This is a genomic window from Streptosporangium sp. NPDC000239 (assembly GCF_040300765.1).
GTDB lineage: Bacteria > Actinomycetota > Actinomycetes > Streptosporangiales > Streptosporangiaceae > Streptosporangium.
Window position 1 is genome coordinate 199,144 of sequence record NZ_JBEPEI010000002.1, and the last position, 23,915, is coordinate 223,058.

Consider the following 23,915-nt stretch of genomic DNA (forward strand, 5'->3'; position numbering starts at 1 on the left):
GACGTTATCCGTGCCGGGGTTCCCACCGGAACAGCCATCCGGCCAACAGGGCCGTCACCGCGATCCAGACGACCAGGATTCCGAAGGAGGGCAGCGCCCCCGTCCACTGCTCCAGCACGCTCAGCGCCCTGCCGCTGCCGGAGTAGTGGTCGGAGCCGAGGAAGGCGCTGCGCATGATCTTCACGATCGGGGTGATCGGGAGCAGGCCGGAGATCGTCCCCAGCAGGCCGGGCAGCGCGTTCGTCGGGAAGGCGACCGGCGAGCCGATCATCAGGAGCAGGAGGATCGGGAGCACCGTGATCTGGGCCATCTCGGCGTTGGGGGTCAGGCCGGAGCAGGCGGCGGCCAGCAGCCCGAACACCGTCACCCCCAGGACCGCGGCCAGGAGCATCAACGGCACGTTGACCGGGGTCGCCCCCTCGGTGCGCTGGATCCAGATCCCCAGCAGGACGACCTGACCGAAGAAGAGAGCGAGCGCACCGAGGGCGCTTCCCGCCAGAACCGCCGCCGCAGAAGGCTGGCCCCCGCGCAGCCGCTTGAGCACCAGTTCCTCACGACGGGCCGTCAATGAGTTGACCAGGTTGACGAAGACCGCGAACCCCATCATCAGGCCCGGCATTCCGGTCAGCACGAAGAGCTTGGCGGACACCCCCTCGATGGTCGCGCCCCCCTGGGTCTGGGTGAACAGCCAGGCCATCAACAGCGGCATCAGCAGCACGGTGAACAGGACGGTGGTGTTCCTGAAGATCAGGGTCAGGTCGATCTTGGCCAGCCGTACGGCGTGCAGGGCGTCGGTTCTCATGGTCTGTCGTTGCCTTCCGGCCGTCGTGCGGCCTGTCGTCTCCCCGCGGATCGCTCCGCCGTCCACCCGGATGGTCTCCGGTCCTACGCCGTCTCCCCGAGGACCCGCATGAAGGCGTCCTCCAGGGTCCCCCGGCGTACGGTCAGCCGCTCCAGGACCTCGCCCCGGCTGTCGGCCCAGGCCAGCAGCGGTGAGAGGGCGGCGTGCGCGCGGGCCTGGACCTGGTCGCCGGTCAGCGTGTAGGCGACCTCGGTGCCGTCGCCCGTGTAGGTGAGCGCCGGGGCCGCGCCGTCCAGGAAGGGCAGCTCGTCGTAGGAGCGGGAGGCCCCGCCGAGCCGGAAGGAGATGGTGTCGCCGGAGCCCGCGACGACCTCCTCGACCGTCCCGTAGGTGTGGATCCGCCCCTCGTGCATGATCGCCAGGCGGCCCGCGAGGCGCTCGGCCTCCTCCAGGTAGTGCGTGGTGAGCAGCACACTCGTGCCGCGTTCCCGCAGGTCCTCGATCACCCGCCACGTGGTACGGCGCGCCTCGGGGTCCATACCGGTGGTCGGCTCGTCGAGGAAGAGCAGCTCCGGGGCGGACAGTACGGCCAGCGCGAGGTCGAGCCTGCGCTTCTGACCGCCGGAGAGCTGCTTGACCCTGGTCCTGGCCTTGTTCTCCAGGCCGACCAGCTCAAGCGCGCCCATGGTCTGCCGGTCGACGCCCTTCGTCCAGCCCGTGATGGACAGGCGTCCCGGCGTCCCGGTGCCGGACAGGGTCACGGGGCGTCCCGCGTCCTCGCTCAGCCCCTTCCACAGCCCGACGGTCTCGGCGACCGTGAGGTCCCCCAGGAAGCCACCCTCCTGCAGCATGATCCCGATACGGGGACGCAGGCTGCGGCGCTGCCTGATCGGGTCGAGGCCGAGGACCCTGACGCTCCCCTCGGTGGCGGGCGTGAAGCCCCCCAGGACCTCCATGGTGGTCGTCTTGCCCGCGCCGTTCGTGCCGAGCAGGGCGAAGATCTCGCCCCTGGCGACGGTGAAGGAGACGCCGCGCACCGCCTCGAAGTCACCGTACTTCTGCCGGAGCCCGCCGACCTCGATCACGTTTTCGAGGCCGACGGTTCCGATCTCCGCCGTGTCCGCGAGCTGTGGTGTTCTCATGGCGACAATCCTGCTGTTTCCGCCTTTCACCAGGTAGTCGCCGATATCACCACACCGGCAGAGAGATGTCAGCCGACGGAGCTGACAAATGTCATCCGGACCGGGGCGGCAGCGCCGGACGACGCCGGGACGGACGCCGCGAGAGGTCGGGAGCCTTCGCCGCAGGCCGCTCCTCAAGCGCGGCCAGCGCCAGCCGTACCGCCTCCTCGATCTGCGGGTCCCGGCCCCGCGCCCAGTCACCGGGGGTGATCTCCACCTCGACGTCGGGATCGACGCCGTAGTTCTCGACCCCCCAGCCGAGCTCGTCGAACCAGAAGGCGTACCTCGCCACGGTGATGTAGGTGCCGTCCACCAGGCGGTGGTCGCCCTCCGTGCCGATGACGCCGCCCCAGGTCCGGGTGCCGACCACGGGACCGAGCTTGTGGATCTTGAAGGCCGCCGTGACGATGTCGCCGTCCGACCCCGCGTTGTAGTCGGTGACCGCGACCAGCGGGCCACGCGGGGCGTCCTCGGGATAGGTGACCGGGTTCAGGCCCCTGGGCAGGTCCCAGGCGATGATCCGGCGGATCAGCTTCTCGATGATCAGCTCGGAGGTGTGGCCACCCCGGTTGCCACGCAGGTCGACCACCAGTGCCTCCCTGGTCATCTCCCTGCGCAGATCACGGTGGAACTGCGCCCAGCCCTCCGCGACCATGTCCGGGATGTGCAGATAACCGACCCTGCCTGCCCCCAGCTCACGGACGTGCGTCCTGCGCTCGGTGACCCAGTCCTGGTAACGCAGGCGCCGGTCGTCACGCAACGGGGTGACGACGACCCTCCGCCCACCGCCCAGGGTCAGCTCGACCGGTTTGTCCGCCGCACCGATCAGCAGCGGCGCCGGGCCCTGCGGGGGCACCGGACGGCCGTCCACGGCCAGCAGCCTCTCCCCCGGCGTGATCCCCGCCCCCGGTACGGCCAGCGGCGAGCGGGCGTGCACGTCCGAGGACTCGCCGGGCAGTACCCGGTCTATCCGCCAGTGGCCCTCCTCGTCCCGGGACAGGTCGGCGCCGAGCAGACCCACCGGCTCGGAGACCCGGTGCCCCCACGGAGCCGCGTAGACGTAGCAGTGCGAGGTTCCCAGCTCCCCCATGACCTCCCACAGCAGGTCCGCGAAGTCGTCCTGGGTCGCCAGACGCTCGACCAGCGGCCGGTACTCGTCGAGCACGGCCTCCCACTCCACCTCCGCCAGGTCCTCGACCCAGAAGTCGGCCCTGACCCTGCGGCCCATCTCGGTGTAAGCGTGCCGCCACAGGGCGACCGGGTCGGCGGTGACGCGGATACGCGACAGGTCGACGGTCGTGTCCTCACCGTTCTTGCCCGTGACCGGCCTGACCGTGAGGGTCCCCTTGTCCGAGACGACGAGCTGGGTGCCGTCCCCGCTCACCGCGTACCAGTCGAGCTTGTCCACCACCTCCTCGCACTTGCGCTTGACCAGGTCGAAACGGTCGAGCGCGGCCCTGGGGGCATCACCGCCGACCTTGTCCCGGTCCTCACCCAGCTCACCCGCCAGCGGCTCACGCAGCCAGACGATGCCGTCCTTGACCGCGCTGAGCGCCGAGTAACGTCCCTCCGGCACCGGCACCTGCACCACCCTGGAGGCGATGCCGTCGAGATCGACGGTGAACGGGAGATCGCCGTCCTTGTCGTCCTCGGGATCCGTCAGGGGCCGCCCCTCCCCGCTCGGCGCGAACGGCGAAGGCGTCGCCGCGGCCAGCGGCACCAGGTACGGCCGGTAGCCGAACGGGAAGGACATGTCGAAGGAGTGCGCGTCGTAGACGGGGTCGAAGCCCCTGCGCGACAGGAACGCCAGATACCTCCCGGCGAAGGCGGGCGAGACGTCGACGAACCGCCCGTCGGTGACGTCGGTGACGACCCGGTCGGCCATCCTCGCCAGCCTGATCCGGCGCAGCGGGGTCGCGTCCGGGTGCGACCACGCCAGCCATGCGGAGTCCGGAGACCAGGTCAGCCCGCTGATCTCGCCGTTCGCCCTGGACAGCTCGACGACCTCCCCCGAGGCCACGTCGACCAGGAGCAGCCCGCCGTCCCTGGCCGCGACCGCGATCGTGTTCGCGTCGGGCGCCACGGCCAGGTCACCGACCTCGCCCAGCCGCCCGGCGGCGATCCTGCGGGTCTCCCCACCGCCGGCCGGGCCGATCTCCAGCCCCTGACGCTCCCCGTCGTCGAAGACCCACACCACCCGGTCCGCGCCCAGAAGCCGAGGCGTGCCGGCGGCCAGGCCCGTGCTGAGCTGCCGCGCGGGCCCGTCCCGGTGGGTGAGCCAGTGCACCGTCCCCTGGACCTCGACCGCGCTCGCCTGCCCCGTCGCGTCCACCGCCAGATCGTGCAACCGCCACCCCGGATTGACCTGGTACGGCTGCCGCCCCCTCGGCGGCGAACCGAGCGTCACGTCGAGTTTGCGCGAGGAGCCGTCGAGATCGTCGAGCAGGTAGACGTCCCCGGCGTTCTGGTAGACGATCCTGGTCCCGTCAGTGGTCGCGTGACGGGCGTAGAAGACGTCATGGTCGGTGTGGCGGCGCAGTCCGCTGCCGTCGAGCTCACAGGAGTAGAGGTTGCCGACGCCCTCGTGGTCGGAGAGGAAGACCAGCCGTCCCCCGACCAGCATCGGGTTGGCGAAGGTGCCTCTCACCTCTGGCAGGACCTGTTCGAACTCATCCGACAGGCCGCGCCGTACCCACAGGCGGCCCGCCGTACCGCCTCGGTAACGCTTCCAGACGGCGGGGTCGCGGGAGAGTGAGGCGGTGAGCAACGCGACCGTCGCCCCCGCCTCCCCCGATCCCCCGCCGTCCCCCGTGGCCGACAGATCGAAGACCGGCCCGTACGGCAGCCGCTCGACGTGGCCGTCGCCGAGCGCGTAGGCCCAGTTCCGCCAGACGAACGGCTCGCCGGTCGCGCTGATCGCGAGAATCCTGCCGTCCGGAGTCCAGCCGCGGGTGCGGGTCCTGGGGTCGTTCCAGTAGGTCAGCCTCTCCGCCGACCCGGACTCAAGGTCGGCGAGGTGCACCTCGGGGTGGCCGTCGCGGACACTCGTCCACGCGACCCTGGTCGCATCGGGAGAGAGCCGGGGATGCGAGGCCGGCGCCCTGTCCGAGGTCAGGCGCCAGGCCCTGCCGCCTTCGGCGGGAGCGGTCCAGACGTCGTCGTCGGCGACGAAGGTCAGAGTCTCCCGGGAGATGTGCGGGAAACGCAGGTAAAAACCGGAAACCATCGGTAAATCATATTGTCAGCTATCTAACTAATCAGGAGTAATTCTGCGCAAGATACGCTGAGTCTCATGACCCGAGCTGACAGAGACAACCCGGTGGTGCTCTCCAAGATCTACACGCGCACCGGCGACGACGGCACGACGGCACTCGGCGACATGAGCCGCACCCGCAAGACCGACTCCCGGCTCGCCGCCTACGCCGACGTGGAGGAGGCCAACGCCGCGATCGGTGTCGCCCTGGCCGTGGGCACCCTCGACGAGGACGTCACCACGGTCCTGACCCGGGTGCAGAACGAACTGTTCGACCTCGGCGCCGACCTGTCCACGCCGATCACCGAGAACCCCGAGTTCCCCCCGCTGCGCGTCGAAGCCTCCTACGTCGAGTGGCTCGAAGCCAGGTGCGACGAGTTCAACGAACGGCTCAGGCCACTGCGCAGCTTCATCCTGCCCGGCGGCACCCTCGCCGTGGCCCAGCTCCACGTCGCACGGACCGTGGCCCGGCGCGCGGAACGGAACGTCTGGGCGGCCCTCGAAGAGCACGACGACGTCAACCCGCTGACCGCGAAGTACCTCAACCGCCTCAGCGACCTGCTGTTCATCCTGTGCCGCGTCGCCGCCGGGGGCGATGAGATCCTGTGGAAGCCGGGGGGTACGCGTTAGCGCTTGCTCCGCCTGGCTGTGTCTCTTTGCGCCGCCTTCGGCGCCGCGGGCTGTGTCTCCTTGCTCCGCCTGACGGCGTCGCGGGCTTGGGCGCTTCGAGCCGGCGCTTTCCCTCGTCGCTGTGTCTCTTTGCGCCGCCTTCGGCGCCGCGGGGCTTGGGCGCCCCGAGTCGGCGCTTTCCCTCGTCACTCCGTCGCTGCGCTCCTGCGTTCCTCAGTCCAAGCACCGACGGCGCCCAAGCCGGACACTCCTCACACTTGGGGCCGGGAAAGCCAAGATCAAACCCTTCGGAAGCGGCGTCCCGGTGTCCGGGTGGAACTCTTCACGCTTGGGGTCGGGGCGTCCGGGAAGGCGGAATGAGAGAGAGGCGCCTCGCGCCTCCTGCTCCCGTGTGGGGGTGGTCGCCTGTGTCGTCGGCTGGGTGGGATCGGGGGCTCCCCGCGTAGGCGCGATGGGTGCCAAAAGTTCATTTTTCGTGTGTTGGTTGGTTGCCGTCATGGGATGGGGCGCTTCGCCGGAGGGCTTAAAGATCTTGGGTGAGACGGGTCATCGTGCCCGGGAATGAGCCTCCTGGAGGTTCACCGAAAGGCCAACGGCGGCCGAATCCGGAGCGGTTAAATCTGTTTGGAGCCGAAAGAGAAGGAGAAGGCGGACGGCTTTCTCACAATTGAGAAACAGGAGACCGGAGCCTACGGCAATGGCCTTCACCTGGCGGTTCCCCGAGAGGCCGCCCCACGGGCACGACCGCCGCGGACGGGCCAGCGGACACGTCTCCGGGTTTCCATGAACGGCACGAGCAGCCGACAAGTCGGGCTTTGACCTCGCCGTCGACCACCATCCCCGCGATGGCAAAATGTCATGGCTTGTCCCTTATAGGCGGGTGACACTTATCGCCGAATGGGCGGGGTCCGCCGACGCGAATCCCCATAGAACGCCCCGCCGTCCACGGACCGGCCGGAACGTTCCCACCACCCGGCTACCGGCCGGAACCGGCGACGGCCCGGCCGGACGGGTTCGAACCCACAGGCCGGTGCGACGCGCGACAGCGGAGATCCACCCGGTTCGAACGCCGGGCCCATCCCGACCGGGATCACCTCAATCCCCCACCGGCCAGGCCGGGCCCGGAGCGCGAATCCCGCACACGCGCCGTGACCCCGCCCCTTCCCCGTCCGGGCCGAGATCTCCGTTCCGGAGCCGGGTTCCATTCTCCGAGCGTTATGGCCGCCGCGCCGCCGTCCGCGCACGGACCGGGCGCAGCGCGCCAAGCCGGGGAGGCGATATGGACCCCGACCTCCCGCCCCTTGGACGCGCCCCGTCGCACATGCGCAGCGTGGACGGGTGGCGACGGAGGGTTCCGAGGGTCGTTACTTACCGTTTGCCTTGACATACGAAAATGCTATGCCTTTACGAGGCTTGTCAATCTATCTGTTGCATGTCACCTTTAGTGCAGCCCTGGCCGGCCACGGGCTCCTGCTAGTCCCTTCCCCCCTTTGTGGGACTTGTGAGAGGAGTCATCCGTAGTGAGGTCCAAGACAAGGTTGGGGGGCGTCGCCGTACTGGCGGCAGCCGCCCTGGCCACATCCGCGCTCACGAGCGCGACCGGCGCGTACGCCCAGCCGAACGGCACCGGCCCTTCGGCCACCGCGAACTCCGATGGCGCCTACGCCCCGCCGGACGCCCAGAGCAGTGAGCGTGCGATCGCCACCGCGGACAGGGCGCTGGTGGCGCAGTCCCAGGCACTGCACAAGGCTCCGGAAGACAGCTTCGTCCGCGAGAAGACCGTCGTGGGCACCTTCGGCCTCCAGTACGTGCACTACAAGCGCAGCTACCGGGGCCTTCCCGTCTACGGCGGTGACGTGATCGTCGCCACCGACCGGACGGGCGAGCAGGCACGGGACGTCGTCTCCGGGCAGCAGGCCACGCTCAACCTGGACACCACCCCCGTCGTCAGCGCGGACGCGGCTGCGGCCACCGCCCGCGGCCAGCTCACCACCGTCGCGACCGCCTCCGCGCCGGTGCTCGTCGTCCACGCGGCGACCGAGACCCCGGCGCTGGCCTGGGAGGTCGGGGTAACCGGACGCTCGGACAACGCCGAGAGTGTTCTCCACGTGTACGTCGACGCGCGCACCGGCGCCGTCATCGACAAGGTGGACGAGGTCAAGGAGGGAACCGGCAACAGCTACTACAACGGCAACCCGGTCACCATCCAGACCTCGGGCTCGGGTGGCTCCTACTCCATGACCGACGGCACCAGGCCCGGCCTGAAGTGTGGCGGTCAGAGCGGCTCCGCCTACACCAAGAGCTCCGACTCCTGGGGCAACGGCTCCGGCACCAACCTTGAGACCGCCTGCGTCGACGCCCTCTACGCGGCCCAGAAGGAATGGGACCTGCTGAGGAACTGGCTCGGCCGCAACGGCTTCAACGGCAGCGGCGGCGCCTTCCCGGCTCGCGTCGGCCTCAACCAGGTCAACGCCTTCTGGAACGGCTCCTACACCAACTTCGGCCACAACCAGTCGAACAGCAGGCAGGCCACTCCGATCGACGTGGTCGCCCACGAGTACGGCCACGCCATCTTCCAGTTCTCCGGTTCCGGCGGCTCCGGCAGCGGTAACGAGGCCGGCGGCCTGAACGAGTCCACCGGTGACATCTTCGGAGCCCTCACCGAGGCCTACGCCAACAACGCCTACGACCCGCCGGACTACACCGTCGGTGAGGAGGTCGACCTGGTCGGCAGCGGCCCGATCCGCTACATGTACAAGCCGAGCACCAACGGTGACCCCAACTGCTACAGCTCCTCCATCCCCAGCACCGAGGTGCACAAGGCCGCAGGCCCGCAGAACCACTGGTTCTACCTGCTCGCCGAGGGCACCAACCCCGGTGGCGGCAAGCCCGCGAGCCCGGTCTGCTCCGGCCCGTCGAGCCTGACCGGCATCGGCGTCCAGAAGGCCGGACGGATCTTCCAGGGCGGCCTCAACCTCAAGACCATCCCCTGGACGCACGGCAAGGCGCGCGTGGCGACCCTGAAGGCCGCCAAGTCCCTCTACACCTGCGCCGAGTTCAACGCGGTCAAGGCCGCCTGGAGCGCGATCAACGTCGGCGCGCAGAGTGGTGAGCCCACCTGCCCGTGACAGGCACCGGATGTGTGCGGTGGTGATCCCGCCGGCACGCGCGAGGCCCGTCGGCTCCCGTCATCGGGCAAACCCCCGGCACCCTCATCGGCGAATCGCCTCAGGGCGAAAGCCACCGCCGGCTCGGTGACGGCGTGTGGACCCGGTTGGACGGCACCGTATGGGTGACAACCCGCACCGTCACTCATAGGACGTCCCCGGGGCCGCGTTCTCCCCTGAGAACGCCGGATGGCCCGGACCACACCAGGTCCGGGCCATCTTCCATGCCGGGGTGGACCGCCCTCACCCAGGAGGGTCAGGCCACGTCGAGATGGGCGCTGGGCGGGGCGGACTCCAGCCAGGCGACGAAGCCGGTCAAGGCCCGGTACCCCATCGCGAGCTCGAACGCCACACGCTCGTTGCGGCACTCCAGCGCCGTCACACCTTCGATGAAGCCGTAGAACTCGTCCGACCCGATCCTGCGTCGTCCAGAAATGACAAGGCCGCGCCTCACGATCACGTGGCGCGGCCTTGGAAGCAGACCTATGAGCGGAATCCAGTTGAGGTGACCGTCGGCGTAGCGGGCCACACCGACCCGCCAGCCTCGTTCTCCCGACATCGGACGCAGGCAACACAGCACCGAACCCCGAGATCGGGTCAGGATCAGCACGCGGGAGGCGAGGAGGGCGGCCAGCAGCGCCACGACGATGAGTACGTCCAGCACCACCATGTCCCCGCCCCCAACAACCGATACCGCGCTCAGAAGCAGAATTTATCCGACTTCTTCGCCCGCCGCGCGCAACCTTGCCCTGGCGCGCTTGACCTCGATCGCGGCGTCGGCGTCCTCCTGGTTGGCATCGATGGATGCCTGGGCCCGCTGGAGGGCGTCCTTGGCGGCGGCGACGTCCACCTCGGAGCCGAGTTCGGCCAGCTCGGCCAGGATCGACACCTCGTTGTCCGCCACCGAGAGGAAGCCTCCGTGGACCGCGGCGACGAGGTCGGGCTCGCCACCGCCGCGCTTGACCGTCAGCACGCCGCCCTCAACGAGGACGCCGAGCACGGGCGCGTGCTTAGGCATGATACCGATCTCGCCGTCAATGGTCTTGGCAATCACCATGTCGGCCTCGCCCGACCAGATCTCACGCTCCGGCGAGACAACGCCTACTCGCAGCTTCGCCACTTTCCTGAGTTCCTTTCGAACCAGGCACCGGTACGGCCGGGCCGTACCGGTGCCGATGGCGACTAGCGGGCGAGTTCCTTGGCCTTGGCGATGGCCTGCTCGATGCCACCGACCATGAAGAACGCCTGCTCGGGCAGGTGGTCGTACTCACCGGCGCACAGACCCTTGAACGAGGCGATCGTCTCGTCCAGCGGCACGAACTCACCCGGCTGACCGGTGAACGCCTCGGCGGCGTACATCGGGTGCGACAGGAAGCGCTCGATACGGCGGGCCCGGTTGACGGTGACCTTGTCCTCTTCGGAGAGCTCGTCGATACCCAGGATCGCGATGATGTCCTGCAGTTCCTTGTACTTCTGCAGAATCCGCTTGGTCTCCTGGGCCACGCGGTAGTGCTCCTCGCCGAGGATCAGCGGGTCGAGGATCCGCGAGGTGGAGTCGAGCGGGTCCACCGCGGGGTAGATGCCCTTCTCCGAGATCGGCCGGGACAGAACGGTCTGCGCGTCGAGGTGCGCGAACGCGTTGTGCGGGGCCGGGTCGGTGATGTCGTCCGCGGGGACGTAGATCGCCTGCATCGAGGTGATCGAGTGACCGCGGGTCGAGGTGATGCGCTCCTGGAGAACACCCATCTCGTCGGCCAGGGTCGGCTGGTAACCCACCGCGGACGGCATACGGCCGAGCAGGGTGGAGACCTCGGAACCGGCCTGGGTGAACCGGAAGATGTTGTCGATGAACAGAAGCACGTCCTGCTTCTGCACGTCACGGAAGTACTCCGCCATGGTGAGGGCGGAGAGCGCGACGCGCAGACGGGTGCCCGGGGGCTCGTCCATCTGGCCGAAGACGAGGGCGGTGTCCTTGAGGACGTTCGCCTCCTCCATCTCCAGCCAGAGGTCGTTACCCTCACGGGTGCGCTCGCCGACGCCCGCGAACACCGAGGTGCCCGAGAACTTCAGCGCGACTCGGCGGATCATCTCCTGGATCAGAACGGTCTTGCCGACACCGGCGCCACCGAACAGGCCGATCTTTCCACCCTTGACGTACGGGGTGAGCAGGTCGATGACCTTGATGCCGGTGGGCAGCATCTCGGTGCGCGACTCAAGGGAGTCGAAGGAGGGCGAGGGACGGTGGATGCCCCAGCGCTCCTCGATCTTCAGCGACGCGGTCGGCACGTCCAGGGACTCGCCCAGGGTGCTCCACACGTGGCCCTTGACGACGTCGCCGACCGGCACGGAGATCGCGGCACCGGTGTCGGTCACCGGAGCGCCACGGGTCACACCGTCGGTGGGCTGCATGGAGATGGCGCGGACCAGGTTGTCACCCAGGTGCTGGGCGACCTCCAGGGTCAGGGTCTTGGTCTCCCCCGCGAGGAGGACGTCGACCTTCAGCGCGTTGTAGATATCGGGCATCGCCTCGACGGGGAACTCCACGTCGACGACGGGACCGGTGACCCGCGCGACGCGGCCCACGCCGGTCTCAACAGTCTGTGCAGTCATTTCACTCTTTCCCCGCTGCGGCGTCAGCCAGCGCGTTGGCGCCACCGACGATCTCGCTGATTTCCTGGGTGATCTCGGCCTGGCGAGCCTGGTTCATCTGCATGGTGAACACACGGATCAGCTCGTTGGCGTTGTCGGTCGCCGACTTCATGGCCCGGCGACGCGAGGCGTGCTCGGAGGCGGCCGACTGGAGCAGCGCGCTGAAGATACGCGATTCCACGTAACGCGGCAGCAGCGTGTCGAGCACGGCGCCCGCGGTGGGCTCGAACTCGAAGTACGGCAGCGGCGTCTCCGGCTTCGCGGTGGTCTCCTCGATCTCAAGCGGGAGAATCCGCCTGACCGCGACCTCCTGCGTGAGCATCGAGACGAACCCGGTCGAGACGATGTGGATCTCGTCCACCCCGTCCTGCGCCGAGAACGCCTCGATCAGCGTGTCCGCGATCTGCTTGGCGTGGGTGTAGGACGGGTTGTCGGAGAAGCCGTCCCACTTCCCGCCCATCTCGCGGCCGCGGAAGGTGTGCCAGGCGATGCCCTTACGACCGACCACGAAGGGAACCGGCGTGATGCCCTTGCCCTTCAGCAGCGTGCCGAGGGCCTCGGCCTCACGCAGGATGTTGGCGTTGAAGCCACCGCAGAACCCGCGGTCACTGGTGACGATGAGCACGGCCGCCTTGGCGGGCCGCTCCTTCGACACCGTCAGCGGGTGGTCGACGCTGCTGGTGTTGCTGACGACGCCCGTGACGGCGCGGGTGATCTCACGCTCGTACGGCACGGCCGCCTGCATACGCTGCTGCGCCTTGACGATGCGCGACGAGGCGATGAGCTCCTGGGCGCGGGTGATCTTCGCCGTGGACCTGACCGACTTGATCCGCCGCCGCAGCAGTCTTAGCTGGGCACCCATCGGCTACTTCTTCTCGGCAGAGCGGACGTGCTTGGTGATCTTCTCCTGGCCGACCTCGTCCGCGGACAGCGCGGCGACCGGCTCCTCGTTGACCAGCAGCTCGCCCGACGAGGTCTCGAAGGTCTTCTTGAACTCGGTGATGCCGTCCTTGAGGGCGGTCACCGTGTCGTCGGAGAGGTCCTTCGTCTCGCGGATGCTGTCGAAGACGCCCTTCTTCTCCCTGGCGACGTAGTCCAGGAACTCCGCCTCGAAGCGGCGGATGTCCTCGACGGGGACGTCGTCCAGCTCGCCCGTGGTGCCGGCCCAGACCGAGACGACCTGCTTCTCGATGGGGAAGGGGGCGTACTGCGGCTGCTTGAGCAGCTCGACCAGGCGCTGGCCGCGCTCCAGCTGGGCGCGGGAGGCCGCGTCCAGGTCGGAGGCGAAGGAGGCGAAGGCCTCCAGGTCACGGAACTGCGACAGCGACAGACGCAGCGTGCCCGCGACCTTGCGCATCGCCTTGATCTGCGCGGAGCCACCGACTCGGGAGACGGAGACACCGACGTTGATGGCCGGACGCACACCCGAGTTGAACAGGTCGGTCTCAAGGAAGCACTGACCGTCGGTGATGGAGATGACGTTGGTCGGGATGAACGCCGAGACGTCGTTGCCCTTGGTCTCGATGATCGGCAGACCGGTCATCGAGCCCGCGCCCATCTCCTTCGACAGCTTCGCGCAGCGCTCCAGCAGACGGGAGTGCAAGTAGAAGACGTCGCCGGGGAAGGCCTCACGGCCCGGCGGGCGGCGCAGCAGCAGGGAGACGGCGCGGTAGGCGTCGGCCTGCTTGGTCAGGTCGTCGAAGACGATGAGGACGTGCTTGCCCTGGTACATCCAGTGCTGGCCGATGGCCGAGCCGGTGTAGGGGGCGAGGTACTTGTAACCGGCGGGGTCGGAGGCCGGGGCGGCGACGATGGTGGTGTACTCCATCGCGCCCGCCTCCTCAAGGCGGCCCTTGACCTGCGCGATCGTGGAGCCCTTCTGACCGACGGCGACGTAGACGCAGCGAACCTGCTTCTCGGGGTCGCCGGAGAGCCAGTTCTCCCGCTGGTTGAGGATGGTGTCCACGGCGATGGCGGTCTTGCCGGTGCCACGGTCACCGATGATCAGCTGACGCTGGCCGCGGCCGATCGGCGTCATGGCGTCAACCGCCTTGAGGCCGGTCTGCAGCGGCTCCTTGACCGGCTGGCGCTGAACGACCGACGGGGCCTGGAGCTCAAGGGCGCGCAGGCCCTCGGACTCGATGGCACCCTTGCCGTCCAGCGGAACACCCAGCGGGTCGACCACTCGGCCGAGGAAGGAGTCGCCGACCGGCACGGACAGGACCTCGCCCGTCCTGCGGACCGACTGGCCCTCCTCGATCTTGCTGAAGTCGCCCAGAACAACGACACCGATCTCCCGGACGTCCAGGTTCAGTGCCAGGCCGCGCGTACCGTCCTCGAACTCAAGCAGCTCGTTCGCCATCGCCGAGGGAAGGCCGGAGACATGGGCGATACCGTCGCCGCAGTCGACGACGGTCCCGATCTCCTCGCGCGCGGCGCCTTCCGGCTCGTACGCCTGGACGAAGCGCTCAAGCGCGTCCCGGATCTCGTCCGGCCGGATCGTAAGCTCCGCCATCTCTCTTCAGTCTCCCTATTCGCCTAGCCGGCCAACCGGCGGCGGACTTCTTCGATTCGTCCCGCGATCGTGGTGTCGATGAGGTCGTCCCCGATCCGCACCGAGAACCCTCCGAGCACTCGCGGGTCCACCTCGACGTTCAGGTGAACGTCGCGGCCGTACGAGGTGCGGAGCCACGTGGCGAGACGCCGCTTCTGCTCCTCGGAAAGCTCGACCGCGCTGCGCACCACCGCGACGAGGCGCTGCCTCTGGGCGGCGACCAGGCTGCCGAACTCGTCCAGCCCTCTGTCCAGGCTACGTCCTCGCGGATGCAGCACAAGCTGCGTGACCAGACGGAGCGTGGTGGGGGCGACCTTGCCGTCGAGCAGGGAGCCGAGCAGCTCCTGCTTGGCCTGTCCGGTGACGGCGGGGTCGGCCAGGACGCGCTGCAGGTCCAGGTTCGAGGCGACGATGCGCCCGAACCTGAACAGTTCGTCCTCGACGTCGTCGAGTTTGCTCTGTGCCTCGGCCTCGGCCGAGGCGGCGACGACGCCGAGCCGCTCAAGGGCGTCGGCCAGGTCTCCGGAGCCGGACCACCTGACGGAGACGGCCTGGATGACCGTCTCCAGGGCGGCACCGCTGACCTTGCCCTCCAGCAGAACCCGTACGGCCTGGGCCTTCTGGGACGCCGGGCGGGCCGGGTCGGACATATAGCGCCGGAGCCCGTGCTCACGGTCGAACAGGTCGGCGACCGCGAAAAGCTCGTCGGCCAGCGAGCCGAGGTCGGCGCTTCCCGCGACGGCGTTGAAGCGCTCTTCGACCTCGGCCAGCGAAGCCCTGCTCAGACCTCGCATCAGCGAACCGCCGCGCTGCTGCCGGCCTCAAGCTCCTCAAGGAACCGGTCGACGGTACGGCGCTGGCGCGCCTCGTCCTGGAGGGACTCACCGACGATACGACCGGCGAGGTCGACCGACAGGCGGCCGATCTCCGTGCGAAGCTGGGCGAACGCCTGCTGGCGGTCGGCCTCGATCTGGGCGTGCGCGGCCTCGATGAGACGACGGGCCTCGGCCTGTGCCTCCTCGCGGAGCTCGGCCTTGATCTGCGCGCCCTGCTCCCGGGCCTCTTCACGCAGGCGGGACGCCTCGTGACGAGCCTCGGCCAGCTGGTCGCGGTACTGCTTGAGGGCCCGCTGCGCCTCTTCCTGAGCGTCAGCGGCTCGCTTCAGGCCGCCCTCGATCGCGTCGACGCGCTCGGCCAGGGTCTTCTGGATACGGGGAACCAGGAGACGCCCGACGATGAAGAGGACGACCAGGAACGCGAACCCGCCGACGACCATCTCGGCCACGTTGGGCACAAGCGGATTGCTTGCTTCCTCTGCCGCTAGGAGATACATGGGTGCTGCCTTCCGTCAGAGCGGGGTGGTGTTTCTCAGGTCCGGAAGACGAACGCGAGCGCGATACCGATCAGCGCGAGCGCCTCGGCGAACACGAAGCCCAGGATCATGTTCTGGCGGATCAGGCCGTAGGCCTCGGGCTGGCGGGCGATGGCCTGCACACCCTGACCGAAGATGATGCCGATGCCGACACCGGGGCCGATCGCTGCGAGGCCGTAGCCGATGGAACCGAGGTTGCCGGTCACTTCGGCGAGCAGACCACTCATTGGTTGGTTTCCTTTTCTATCGACCAGTGGAGTGTCCACCGGGGTTCTCTGGCGGTGAGAGGGAAAAGTCTTAGTGCGCGGCGTGCAGGGCGTCGTTGATGAACATGGCGGTCAGCAACGCGAACACGTAGGCCTGCAGCGCCTGGATGAACAACTCGAAGGCCGTCAGCAGGAGCGTCATGACGACGCCGAGCACGCCGACCGGAGCCCCAAGCGGGGTCAGCTGGACGAACAGGAAGTGCCAGCCGACCTCGGAGAACAGGCCGATGATCAGGTGACCGGCCATCATGGTGGCGAACAACCGGATCGCGTGCGTGATGTGGCGCAGGAAGAACGTGGAGACGAGCTCGATCGGCGCGACCAGGAAGTAGATCCAGGTCGGCAGGCCGGGAGGGAACATCACGTTCGTGAAGAACTTGATGGGGCCCTGGTTCTTGATGCCCAGGTACATCACCAGCACCCACACCCCGATCGCGAGGACCGCGGGGTAACCGATGCGTGACATCACCGGGAACTGGATGAAGATGATGGAGCCGAACAGGTTCATGATCCACACGAAGAGGAACATGGTGAACAGCAGCGGCATCCACCGGTCGCTGTCCCTGCCGAGGTTCGGCCTGGCGATCTGCTCGCGGACGAACTCGTAGGCGAGTTCGCCGACGTTCTGCACGCCCCTGGGCACCAGCTTGGGCCGGGAGAAGGCGGCGAAGGCGAAGGCTATGACCAGCAATCCGCCGATGAAGGCGAGGAGAGCGGGCTTGTTGAACCAGGCCTGACCTTCGACGAGCGGCGGCCAGTCGAATATGCCGAGCCCCGGAGCATGGAACTCCTCGGAGGCGAGAGGCGTCAGCGCGGCGCTCACTCGGCGTTCCCTTCGTCGTGATGATTGGTCAAGAGGGTGTCATCCGGCTGCCGCGCCGTATGCAGGCCGGCCGGACGAGGAGGGTGAAGATGGTGAGGAGACCAGGGCTCGATGGCTCCGAAGGACGTTCCTCTACCTTCGTCTATCGCGATGTTTATCGCGCACGCGACAATAGCAGGCGGGGCTCTGACTAGTCATACCGGGCCAGCCTCCAGGGTTCTCTCTCCCGGGAGGGCCGACCGTGACCGGTCCCGCCTCGTCTGCCATGACGAGCTTAGGGGACGGGCTGTGAAGATCGCGACTTGTCATCGCTTGCTCCCGAACTGGCCGGGCACCGTCGCGTCGGGGTCGACGTAGAGGATCCGGAGTTTCAGGAAGCCGCGTGCCTCACCGGCCGTCCAGCAGATCGTGCACGCGATGACCGTCAGGGCGAAGGCCATCGGGCTCCACACGGTGGTGTCCTCGAAGGCGGTCAGCAGCACCACCAGCGCGAGGATCTTGGTGAAGAAGACGCCCATCGCGGCGGCCATCATCATCGTGGGCGAGATCCGGGCCGCGTAGACGACGGCCAGCAGGCCGATCGTGAAGAAGGCGCCGACCACGAGGACGCCTATGCCCGCTCCCAGTGCCCCCTTGCCGCCCGAGAGGACCGCGGAGACGACAACGGCGACCAGCCCCAGTAGCGCCGTGGGGATCGCGGCGGCTTTGAGAACTTGGAGATCGTTGGCCTGCATCGGTGCTCCAGGTACGGTTATCAAGCGAGCAATTGCTACGGCGCAGGATGCGTTCATGACGCCTGCCTGCTAGTGAAAGCTATCACAAGCTCTCGAAGGCCGCCTTTACCTGCCGTTTCAAGTAAACGATCAAGAAGTGTCCGGCGGCCGGACCCGGCACGACCCGGCGCCCTCCGGAACGACCGGCGCGCCTTCCACAGGAAAGCGGCATTCGGCCACACCGGGCCGTCGGCACCCCTGACGGCTCACCTGACCCCCGCGGACCGGTGGATACAGGCCACCGATCCCGGCGAACGAGCATACCCTTTTCCGCTCCCCGCGGTTCGCAATCGATTTCGCCGCACCATTAACCAGGGAAAAAGAACTGTTTTCCCTTAATGCCTCTCATGCGCCAAATCAAACGAATACGAACTCTGCCTGACCGGGATCGAACACGGCCTTCCGAGCCCGGAGTAAAGCGGCACCCGAATCAGGGATTCGTTATACGGAGTCATGACCTTACCCCGGATTTCACCGTGGACGTCGGCGGCGGCCCCTCAACGCCCCCGCGACGTACGGCACCGCCCACCTCTGATCAGCGATCTCTCCACGGAGCCCCCCACCCCCGTCATGAGGAGCGACTCACGCTCCCGGAGGGGGCCGTCCCGCCCGGACCGGACGACGGCACCGAAGAACGCATCCGAATTGCGGCTTTCATACCTCTCATCGACCCCACGCGGAGATCACTCCAGCAACAATTCAGACTTCGCATCGCATAGGACGACAATCCCATGCATCACCCTGCGGGGCGATCTCCCACCGAAGCACGATGAACTGACCGCCATTCATGAAGAAAGAGATCACTTCTCGGGGTTCGCTCTGTTTTTCCCCTACCGGGAATCCGTGTCCGATATCCCGCCACCGGACGTGTGCGGGAGGTCACCGCCGTTCCCGTCGCCGGGACGGCCGAGGCCCACGCCCGGCGTCCTCACAGGGGCATCACACGCCCGGGAAGGGGCACGGGGAGACACCGGCCCCAGCCGTACAGTGACGGATCACACACCGAACGACCTCAGGGCAGCGTCTCCGGGTTGGAGAAACCGGGTCCGGGGAGCGCCGACAGCACAGCCGTGTCCTCTCCCACACCGAGCACCTGAGGGGCGGGCGGATAGGCCACCGGTGCTCCCAGAGCGGCCATGGGGGCACCGGGAGGGCCGGGGGGATACGGAGGCTGAGCGGAGAACGGCGGTGCCGGCTGGACGGAGGACGGCTCCGCGTCCGAACGCACGTGGCGGCCGCCCCCCGCGTTCCTGCGCGCGCGCCAGCTGGGCAGCGCCATCACCACCAGCACCACGACCGCCAGCAGGAAGGTCAGCAGGAACAGCACAAGCGGGAGTCCCTCAACGGCCATCGCCACGACGGTGAAGGCGAACAGGATCGTCCAGGCGTACATGATCAGCACCGTGCGCCGGTGCGAGTGGCCGATGTCCAGCAGCCGGTGGTGCAGGTGGCCCCGGTCGGGCGCGAAAGGCGACAGACCGTTCGAGGTGCGCCGGATCACCGCCATGATCAGGTCGAGCAGCGGAAGCACCAGGATGGCGACGGGCACGAGCAGCGGCAGGATGACCGGGAAGCGGTTGATGGTGGTCGAGTCGAGCGGCGTGATGGTGATCATCGTGGAGGACAGGACCAGCCCGAGCAGCATCGCCCCGGTGTCACCCATGAAGATCTTCGCCGGATGGAAGTTGTGCGGCAGGAAGCCCAGGCAGACACCGATCAGCACCGAGGCGATGACCGCCGTGACGTTGATGCTGGTGTTGCCGTAGTAACTGGAAAGGACGACGGAGTAGACCCAGGTGGCCATCGCGGCGATGCCGACGATCCCGGCGGCGAGCCCGTCGAGCCCGTCGACGAAGTTCACCGCGTTGATCGCGACGACCACGACCAGGATGGTGATCAACGGGCGGAGCGTCGAATCGAGACCGAACGGCCCGCCCATGGCGTTGGGCAGCGGAAGCCACGGCAGGGTGACGTCGAAGGCCACCAGGACGCCCGCGGCGCCGATCTGCCCGGCCAGCTTGACCAGCGCGCTCATCCCCCACCAGTCGTCGAGGAAGCCGGTGAGCGTGATCAGGCCGCCCGCCGCGATCAGCGCGATCGCGGTGTTGCCGCCGGCGAAGGTCTCCTCCCCCAGCTTGCCTCCCGCGTACGGCAGGCTGCTCGCGATCAGCAGGCCGGCGACGAGTCCGCCGTACATGGCAAGGCCGCCGAGTCTGGGGGTCGGGACGGTGTGCACGTCACGGTCACGGACCTCCGGCATCGCGCCGATGCGGATGGCGAACACGCGGACCAGTGGGACCAGCAGGTACGTGGCCGCCGCCGCGACCAGTGCCATGAGTAGGTATTCGCGCACGGACCTAGTTTCTCTGATAGTCGGGCCATCTGTGACCGAAAACCGTGACAGAACGCCTCATAGTTCCCTGGCATATGTCTGGTGGGCGTGTGCCAGCTCCCTCGCCCGCTCTCTGGTCTCCGCCACGGCGGCCGGGTCCTTGACGACCCGCGCCACCATCGAGGCGATCTCCTTCATCTCCTCGGCTCCCATCCCCTGGGTGGTGACGCAGGGGGTGCCGACCCGGATTCCCGAGGTCACCGTGGGTGGTTCCGGATCGTAGGGGATCGCGTTGCGGTTGAGCGTGATGCCCGCGGAGGCGCACCGCTGTTCGGCGAGGGCTCCGGAGATCCCTGTGTCCCGCAGGTCGACCAGGGCGAGATGGCTGTCGGTGCCCCCGGAGACGGGCCGCATGCCCTCGGCGGCCAGTCCGTCGGCCAACGTCTGGGCGTTGGCGACCACCTGACGGGCGTACTCGGCGAACTCGGGACTGAGCGCCTCCCCGAAGGCGACGGCCTTGGCCGCGATCGCGTGCATGAGCGGGCCGCCCTGGGTGAACGGGAAGACCGCACGGTCGATCCTGCCCGCCAGTTCCTCGGTGCACATGATCCCGCCGCCCCTCGGCCCGCGCAGCGCCTTGTGCGTGGTGAAGGTCACCACGTCCGCGTACGGCACGGCGGACGGCATGGCCCCTCCGGCCATCAGCCCCACGGTGTGCGCGATGTCGGCGAGCAGCCAGGCCCCGACCTCGTCCGCGATGCCCCTGAAGGCCGCGAAGTCGATCCGCCGCGGATAGGCCGTGGCACCACAGATGATCATCTTGGGCTGGTGCCGCAGCGCCAGTTCCCTGACCTCGTCGTAGTCGATCAGCTCGGTGTCCCTGCGCACGCCGTACGCCACGACACCGAACCAGCGGCCGGAGAAGTTGACCCGGGAGCCGTGGGTGAGGTGGCCGCCGTGCGGCAGCGCCATGGCCAGCACGGTGTCGCCCGGCTGGAGCAGCGCCGCGTAGGCCGCCAGGTTGGCAGAGGTGCCGGAGTGGGGTTGCACGTTGACGTGGTCCGCGCCGAACAGGCGTCTGGCCCGCTCGACCGCGAGGCGCTCGGCGCGGTCGACGACCTCGCACCCCGCGTAGTAACGCCTGCCGGGATAGCCCTCGGCGTACTTGTTGGTCAGCGTCGACCCGAGCGCGGCGAGCACGGCGGGCGAGGCGAAGTTCTCGCTGGCGATGAGCTGCACACCGTCCCGGACCCGTTCGAGCTCGTCGACGAGGACCTGCGCTATCTCGGGATCTTGTCTCTGCAGGAGGCCGAAGTCGGGCCCGTAGTACGGCTCAGCACCCATGGTTCACATCCCGGGGATGACGACTCACCCCACTGTATGCCTGTCCGCCGTCTACGCCCCACGCCAGGGGAGCGTTTCCCCGTGGGCGCAGGCCCGTGGGCGCCTCACGAGAAGGCGTGCGGTGCCCCCGCGTTGACGGGTATCCACCTGGGCGTGTCGGCCGCCTGATCACTGATGGAGGTCAGGATCGCCTGCCGGTAGAGGCCGAGCCGGGTGCGCCACTCGGCCATCTCCTCCACGTAGCGCCCGGAGACAGGGGCGTCCCAGACGTCCTTGCTCCTGGCCATCTGATAAGCCTTGTCCAGGCTTGAGGTCAGCGCGTCAAGCTCTGGCAGCACCTGCCGCCACATCATGACCAGCCGCTGGTAGTCGGGATTGAACTCCCAGGAAACGGCCATGTCCGGTGTGGGCAGCCCCGGGCTCCCGGAGACGGGCGGGGTCTCCCCCGGCTGCAACGGCTGTGGAGCGGGCGGATCGACGAACATCACAGACTCCTCACGTTCACTTCACCGCACCGGGACCGGACGGCGTGGACGGCCGTGACGGGTCCTCCCGCAGGACGGCCCCCCGCGAGTCACCCTGTCCGTCGCTCGTGGACTTCCACGTCCCTTCCTCCTCCCAGTCGTCGCCGTAGAACCCGCCGGCCCCTCCCTTGCCTCCGGCCTCATCGGCTTCCTTGGCCCACTGTGCGAGCACCCCGTCCTTCGGGTCCGCGGAGTGGGCCACCGGGTGAACGGACCCGGTGTTGATGATCGTCTTGTGAGCGCCGTCGGAGGCCGGATGGGTACCCGCCGCGTGGGTGTTCACCGCGTGCGTGCCCGTGACATGGGTGCTCGTCCCATGGCTTCCGGCCGCGTGGGTGTTCGCGGTGGTCGTGTGGGTGCCTGCCTGCTCCGTCGTACCGCCGTCGTAGAAGGCGCCGACGGCCTGGGTGCCCGTGTTCTGGGGGGCGGGGTCGAGGGCCTGCTCGACGGTGTCGGGGATGGGCAGGGCCGGTTTGGCCGACGGCAACGCTTCGTACGGATCCGCCTTGCCCGCCTGGTGGGAGTCGGCACCGCTGGGGCCGCTGTGCAGACCGGGGTTGCCGTCGTCTCCCTGCGGAAGGGAGCCCGCGTCTCCTGTCTGGAGGCCGGAGGCCTGCGGGGCCGTACCGCCCGGGTCCGGGTCGCCGTCCGCCGCGTCGAGAAGCGGGACGTCCTCTATGTGGTCGAGCAGCGTGTTGACCTGCTCCGCGGTGGGCGAGTCGAGGGGGATCTGCAGCACCTTCGCCCCGTCCATCTCCACGACCTTCGCCTTGCTTCCGCCGGCCTGGTCGACGTCGTCGGGATGGTCCTTCTGCGGGGTGTCGAGGATGTCGACCTTCCCGTCGCTTCTGGGCGAACGCTCGTCACCCTTGGAACCGGCGTCGGGCTTGGCGTCCGAGGAGGAGTCGTCCCCGGCGTCCTCGTAGGACCCGTAGGGGGAATCCCCGTCCCTGGGAGACCGCTCGTCGCCCTTCGAACCGGCGTCAGGCTTGGCGTCCGACGAGGAATCATAGGAAGAGCCACTCTCTCCCGAAGACCGCTCGTCGCTCTCCGAACCGGCGTCCTCGTAGGACCCGTAGGGAGAGTCCCCGCCCCTGGGAGACCGCTCGTCACCCTTGGAACCGGCGTCAGGCTTGGCGTCCGACGAGGAATCACCCTCAGAGGACCCGTAGAAAGAGTCCTCCTCTCCGGAAGGCCGCTCGTCACCCTTCGAGCCGGCGTCCTCGTAGGACCCGTAGGGGGAATCCCCGTCCCTGGGAGACCGCTCGTCACCCTTGGAACCGGCATCGGGCTTGGCGTCGGGACCCGAATGGCCGCCTCTCGGCGAACGCTCGTCATCCTTGGAGGCGTTGTCCGGCTTCGTGTCGGAACGCTCGTCCCCCTTGGAACCCGCGTCGGGCTTGGCGTCAGGTTTGGTGTCGGGGCCCGGATGCCCGTCCCTCGGAGACCGCTCGTCACCCTTGGAACCCGTGTCGTGCTTGGCATCCGGTTTCGCGTCAGGTTTGGCCTCGGGCTTGGTGTCGGGACCCGGATGCCCGTCCCTCGGAGACCGCTCATCACCCTTGGAACCCGCGTCGGGCTTGGCGTCGGAGTCCGTACGACCACCGGAAGAGGACGAATGCCCCTCTCTGGGGGAACGCTCGTCGCCCTTGGAGCCCGCGTCGGGCTTGGGGTCGGGTTTGGTGTCGGAACCCGAGTGCCCGTCCTTCGGTCCCGCGTCCGGCTTGTGCTTCTGGTCGTCGTCCGGCCGTACGGCGGGCTTGAGGTCCTCCGCCTTGGGGGCGGCCGGCTTCGCGTGATCCTTCGCGTCGGCGCCCTTGGCGTCCGTCTCCTTGGAGGCCTCACCCCTGGCGTCCGCGACCCCGGACGTCTTCTCCTTGTGGTCTTCGGCCTTCTCGCCGCTCGACACCGGTTGTCCCGCCGGGGAGCCGCCCTCCTGCTTGACCCTCTTCTCCAGGAGTTCGACCCGGGAGGAGACGTCGCGGACCATGATGTCGCATGACTCCGCGACCTGGACGGGGCGGTGCGTGGACTGCGCGGACAGCCCCGCGGCGCTCATCATGCGAGCGACCCGGCCCTCCGTCGTCCGCATGCGCTCCGCCGCCTGTCGGACCTCGGACAGCAGATCACGGACCAGCTTGGGGTCCATTCCGTCTAACTTGCCCATGGACGTCTCCCGGAAGTGTCGGCCACCTCAAGGTACCGGCGGGGCAGCCCGGCGTCACGATCATAATCAGACTGTATG

19 protein-coding genes are annotated in these 23,915 nt (G+C 68.3%); 2 read left to right on the forward strand and 17 right to left on the reverse strand.

What is annotated here, in order from left to right; genetic code table 11:
- Positions 1 to 4 precede the first annotated feature (4 nt).
- From ABT340_RS06460 to ABT340_RS06470, 3 genes are all read right to left on the reverse strand, one after another.
- Positions 5 to 802: an ABC transporter permease gene (locus ABT340_RS06460; protein WP_352009643.1), complete on the reverse strand. Its 798-nt coding sequence runs from the start codon at positions 800 to 802 to the stop codon at positions 5 to 7.
- Positions 803 to 885: 83 nt separating this feature from the next.
- On the reverse strand, positions 886 to 1,944 hold the full coding sequence (locus tag ABT340_RS06465; protein ID WP_352009644.1) for an ABC transporter ATP-binding protein: 1,059 nt from the start codon (positions 1,942 to 1,944) through the stop codon (positions 886 to 888).
- 91 nt (positions 1,945 to 2,035) lie between these two features.
- Positions 2,036 to 5,209, reverse strand: a complete 3,174-nt coding sequence (locus ABT340_RS06470) for a S41 family peptidase (RefSeq protein WP_352009645.1) — start codon at positions 5,207 to 5,209, stop codon at positions 2,036 to 2,038.
- Positions 5,210 to 5,275: 66 nt separating this feature from the next.
- On the opposite strand from ABT340_RS06470, the gene ABT340_RS06475 reads away from it, so the two are divergent.
- Both ABT340_RS06475 and ABT340_RS06480 read left to right on the forward strand, forming a co-directional pair.
- Positions 5,276 to 5,866 (forward strand): cob(I)yrinic acid a,c-diamide adenosyltransferase, encoded by a 591-nt coding sequence (locus tag ABT340_RS06475; protein WP_352009646.1) that lies wholly within the window; start codon positions 5,276 to 5,278, stop codon positions 5,864 to 5,866.
- A gap of 1,520 nt (positions 5,867 to 7,386) precedes the next feature.
- Positions 7,387 to 8,994, forward strand: coding sequence for a M4 family metallopeptidase (locus ABT340_RS06480; RefSeq protein ID WP_352009647.1), 1,608 nt, complete (start codon positions 7,387 to 7,389; stop codon positions 8,992 to 8,994).
- A 295-nt stretch (positions 8,995 to 9,289) separates the two neighbouring features.
- On the opposite strand, the gene ABT340_RS06485 is transcribed toward ABT340_RS06480, so the two are convergent.
- The 14 genes from ABT340_RS06485 to ABT340_RS06550 all read right to left on the reverse strand — a co-directional run bounded on the left by ABT340_RS06485 (position 9,290) and on the right by ABT340_RS06550 (position 23,837).
- Positions 9,290 to 9,703, reverse strand: a complete 414-nt coding sequence (locus ABT340_RS06485; protein ID WP_352009648.1) for a DUF2550 domain-containing protein — start codon at positions 9,701 to 9,703, stop codon at positions 9,290 to 9,292.
- A gap of 42 nt (positions 9,704 to 9,745) precedes the next feature.
- Positions 9,746 to 10,153: a F0F1 ATP synthase subunit epsilon gene (locus tag ABT340_RS06490; protein ID WP_352009649.1), complete on the reverse strand. Its 408-nt coding sequence runs from the start codon at positions 10,151 to 10,153 to the stop codon at positions 9,746 to 9,748.
- 62 nt (positions 10,154 to 10,215) lie between these two features.
- Positions 10,216 to 11,643 (reverse strand): F0F1 ATP synthase subunit beta, encoded by a 1,428-nt coding sequence (atpD, locus tag ABT340_RS06495; RefSeq protein ID WP_352009650.1) that lies wholly within the window; start codon positions 11,641 to 11,643, stop codon positions 10,216 to 10,218.
- 1 nt (position 11,644) lies between these two features.
- Positions 11,645 to 12,544: a F0F1 ATP synthase subunit gamma gene (locus ABT340_RS06500; protein ID WP_352009651.1), complete on the reverse strand. Its 900-nt coding sequence runs from the start codon at positions 12,542 to 12,544 to the stop codon at positions 11,645 to 11,647.
- Between the two features lie 3 nt (positions 12,545 to 12,547).
- Positions 12,548 to 14,197 (reverse strand): F0F1 ATP synthase subunit alpha, encoded by a 1,650-nt coding sequence (gene atpA, locus ABT340_RS06505; protein WP_352009652.1) that lies wholly within the window; start codon positions 14,195 to 14,197, stop codon positions 12,548 to 12,550.
- 23 nt (positions 14,198 to 14,220) lie between these two features.
- Positions 14,221 to 15,030 (reverse strand): F0F1 ATP synthase subunit delta, encoded by an 810-nt coding sequence (locus ABT340_RS06510; protein ID WP_352009653.1) that lies wholly within the window; start codon positions 15,028 to 15,030, stop codon positions 14,221 to 14,223.
- A complete protein-coding gene (locus tag ABT340_RS06515; RefSeq protein WP_352009654.1) occupies positions 15,030 to 15,569 on the reverse strand; it encodes a F0F1 ATP synthase subunit B in 540 nt (179 codons plus the stop codon). Before ABT340_RS06515 ends, ABT340_RS06510 begins: the two co-directional genes overlap by 1 nt.
- Before the next feature lie 35 nt (positions 15,570 to 15,604).
- Positions 15,605 to 15,835: an ATP synthase F0 subunit C gene (gene atpE, locus ABT340_RS06520; protein ID WP_352009655.1), complete on the reverse strand. Its 231-nt coding sequence runs from the start codon at positions 15,833 to 15,835 to the stop codon at positions 15,605 to 15,607.
- Positions 15,836 to 15,905: 70 nt separating this feature from the next.
- Entirely contained in the window at positions 15,906 to 16,697 is a 792-nt protein-coding gene (atpB, locus tag ABT340_RS06525; RefSeq protein WP_352009656.1) for a F0F1 ATP synthase subunit A, read from the reverse strand.
- A gap of 305 nt (positions 16,698 to 17,002) precedes the next feature.
- Positions 17,003 to 17,431 (reverse strand): Cg1360 family ATP-synthase-associated protein, encoded by a 429-nt coding sequence (locus tag ABT340_RS06530; RefSeq protein ID WP_352009657.1) that lies wholly within the window; start codon positions 17,429 to 17,431, stop codon positions 17,003 to 17,005.
- Between the two features lie 1,051 nt (positions 17,432 to 18,482).
- Positions 18,483 to 19,823 carry an MraY family glycosyltransferase gene (locus ABT340_RS06535; RefSeq protein ID WP_352009658.1) on the reverse strand — a complete coding sequence of 447 codons (1,341 nt, stop codon included), beginning with the start codon at positions 19,821 to 19,823 and terminating at the stop codon, positions 18,483 to 18,485.
- Positions 19,824 to 19,880: 57 nt separating this feature from the next.
- Positions 19,881 to 21,146: a serine hydroxymethyltransferase gene (glyA, locus tag ABT340_RS06540; protein WP_352009659.1), complete on the reverse strand. Its 1,266-nt coding sequence runs from the start codon at positions 21,144 to 21,146 to the stop codon at positions 19,881 to 19,883.
- Positions 21,147 to 21,250: 104 nt separating this feature from the next.
- On the reverse strand, positions 21,251 to 21,631 hold the full coding sequence (locus tag ABT340_RS06545; protein ID WP_352009660.1) for a hypothetical protein: 381 nt from the start codon (positions 21,629 to 21,631) through the stop codon (positions 21,251 to 21,253).
- Positions 21,632 to 21,647: 16 nt separating this feature from the next.
- Positions 21,648 to 23,837 (reverse strand): hypothetical protein, encoded by a 2,190-nt coding sequence (locus ABT340_RS06550; RefSeq protein ID WP_352009661.1) that lies wholly within the window; start codon positions 23,835 to 23,837, stop codon positions 21,648 to 21,650.
- Positions 23,838 to 23,915: the final 78 nt, after the last annotated feature.

Bases quoted from the DNA above. Each gene is read 5' to 3' on its own strand.
- ABT340_RS06475 (WP_352009646.1), top strand. From the start codon at position 5,276: ATGACCCGAGCTGACAGAGACAACCCGGTGGTGCTCTCCAAGATCTAC.
- ABT340_RS06515 (WP_352009654.1), bottom strand. From the start codon at position 15,569: ATGTATCTCCTAGCGGCAGAGGAAGCAAGCAATCCGCTTGTGCCCAAC.
- ABT340_RS06550 (WP_352009661.1), bottom strand. From the start codon at position 23,837: ATGGGCAAGTTAGACGGAATGGACCCCAAGCTGGTCCGTGATCTGCTG.
- atpA (WP_352009652.1), bottom strand. From the start codon at position 14,197: ATGGCGGAGCTTACGATCCGGCCGGACGAGATCCGGGACGCGCTTGAG.
- ABT340_RS06460 (WP_352009643.1), bottom strand. From the start codon at position 802: ATGAGAACCGACGCCCTGCACGCCGTACGGCTGGCCAAGATCGACCTG.
- ABT340_RS06530 (WP_352009657.1), bottom strand. From the start codon at position 17,431: ATGCAGGCCAACGATCTCCAAGTTCTCAAAGCCGCCGCGATCCCCACG.
- atpD (WP_352009650.1), bottom strand. From the start codon at position 11,643: ATGACTGCACAGACTGTTGAGACCGGCGTGGGCCGCGTCGCGCGGGTC.
- ABT340_RS06485 (WP_352009648.1), bottom strand. From the start codon at position 9,703: ATGGTGGTGCTGGACGTACTCATCGTCGTGGCGCTGCTGGCCGCCCTC.
- atpE (WP_352009655.1), bottom strand. From the start codon at position 15,835: ATGAGTGGTCTGCTCGCCGAAGTGACCGGCAACCTCGGTTCCATCGGC.
- ABT340_RS06500 (WP_352009651.1), bottom strand. From the start codon at position 12,544: ATGGGTGCCCAGCTAAGACTGCTGCGGCGGCGGATCAAGTCGGTCAGG.
- ABT340_RS06470 (WP_352009645.1), bottom strand. From the start codon at position 5,209: ATGGTTTCCGGTTTTTACCTGCGTTTCCCGCACATCTCCCGGGAGACT.
- ABT340_RS06545 (WP_352009660.1), bottom strand. From the start codon at position 21,631: ATGTTCGTCGATCCGCCCGCTCCACAGCCGTTGCAGCCGGGGGAGACC.
- ABT340_RS06465 (WP_352009644.1), bottom strand. From the start codon at position 1,944: ATGAGAACACCACAGCTCGCGGACACGGCGGAGATCGGAACCGTCGGC.
- glyA (WP_352009659.1), bottom strand. From the start codon at position 21,146: ATGGGTGCTGAGCCGTACTACGGGCCCGACTTCGGCCTCCTGCAGAGA.
- ABT340_RS06510 (WP_352009653.1), bottom strand. From the start codon at position 15,030: ATGCGAGGTCTGAGCAGGGCTTCGCTGGCCGAGGTCGAAGAGCGCTTC.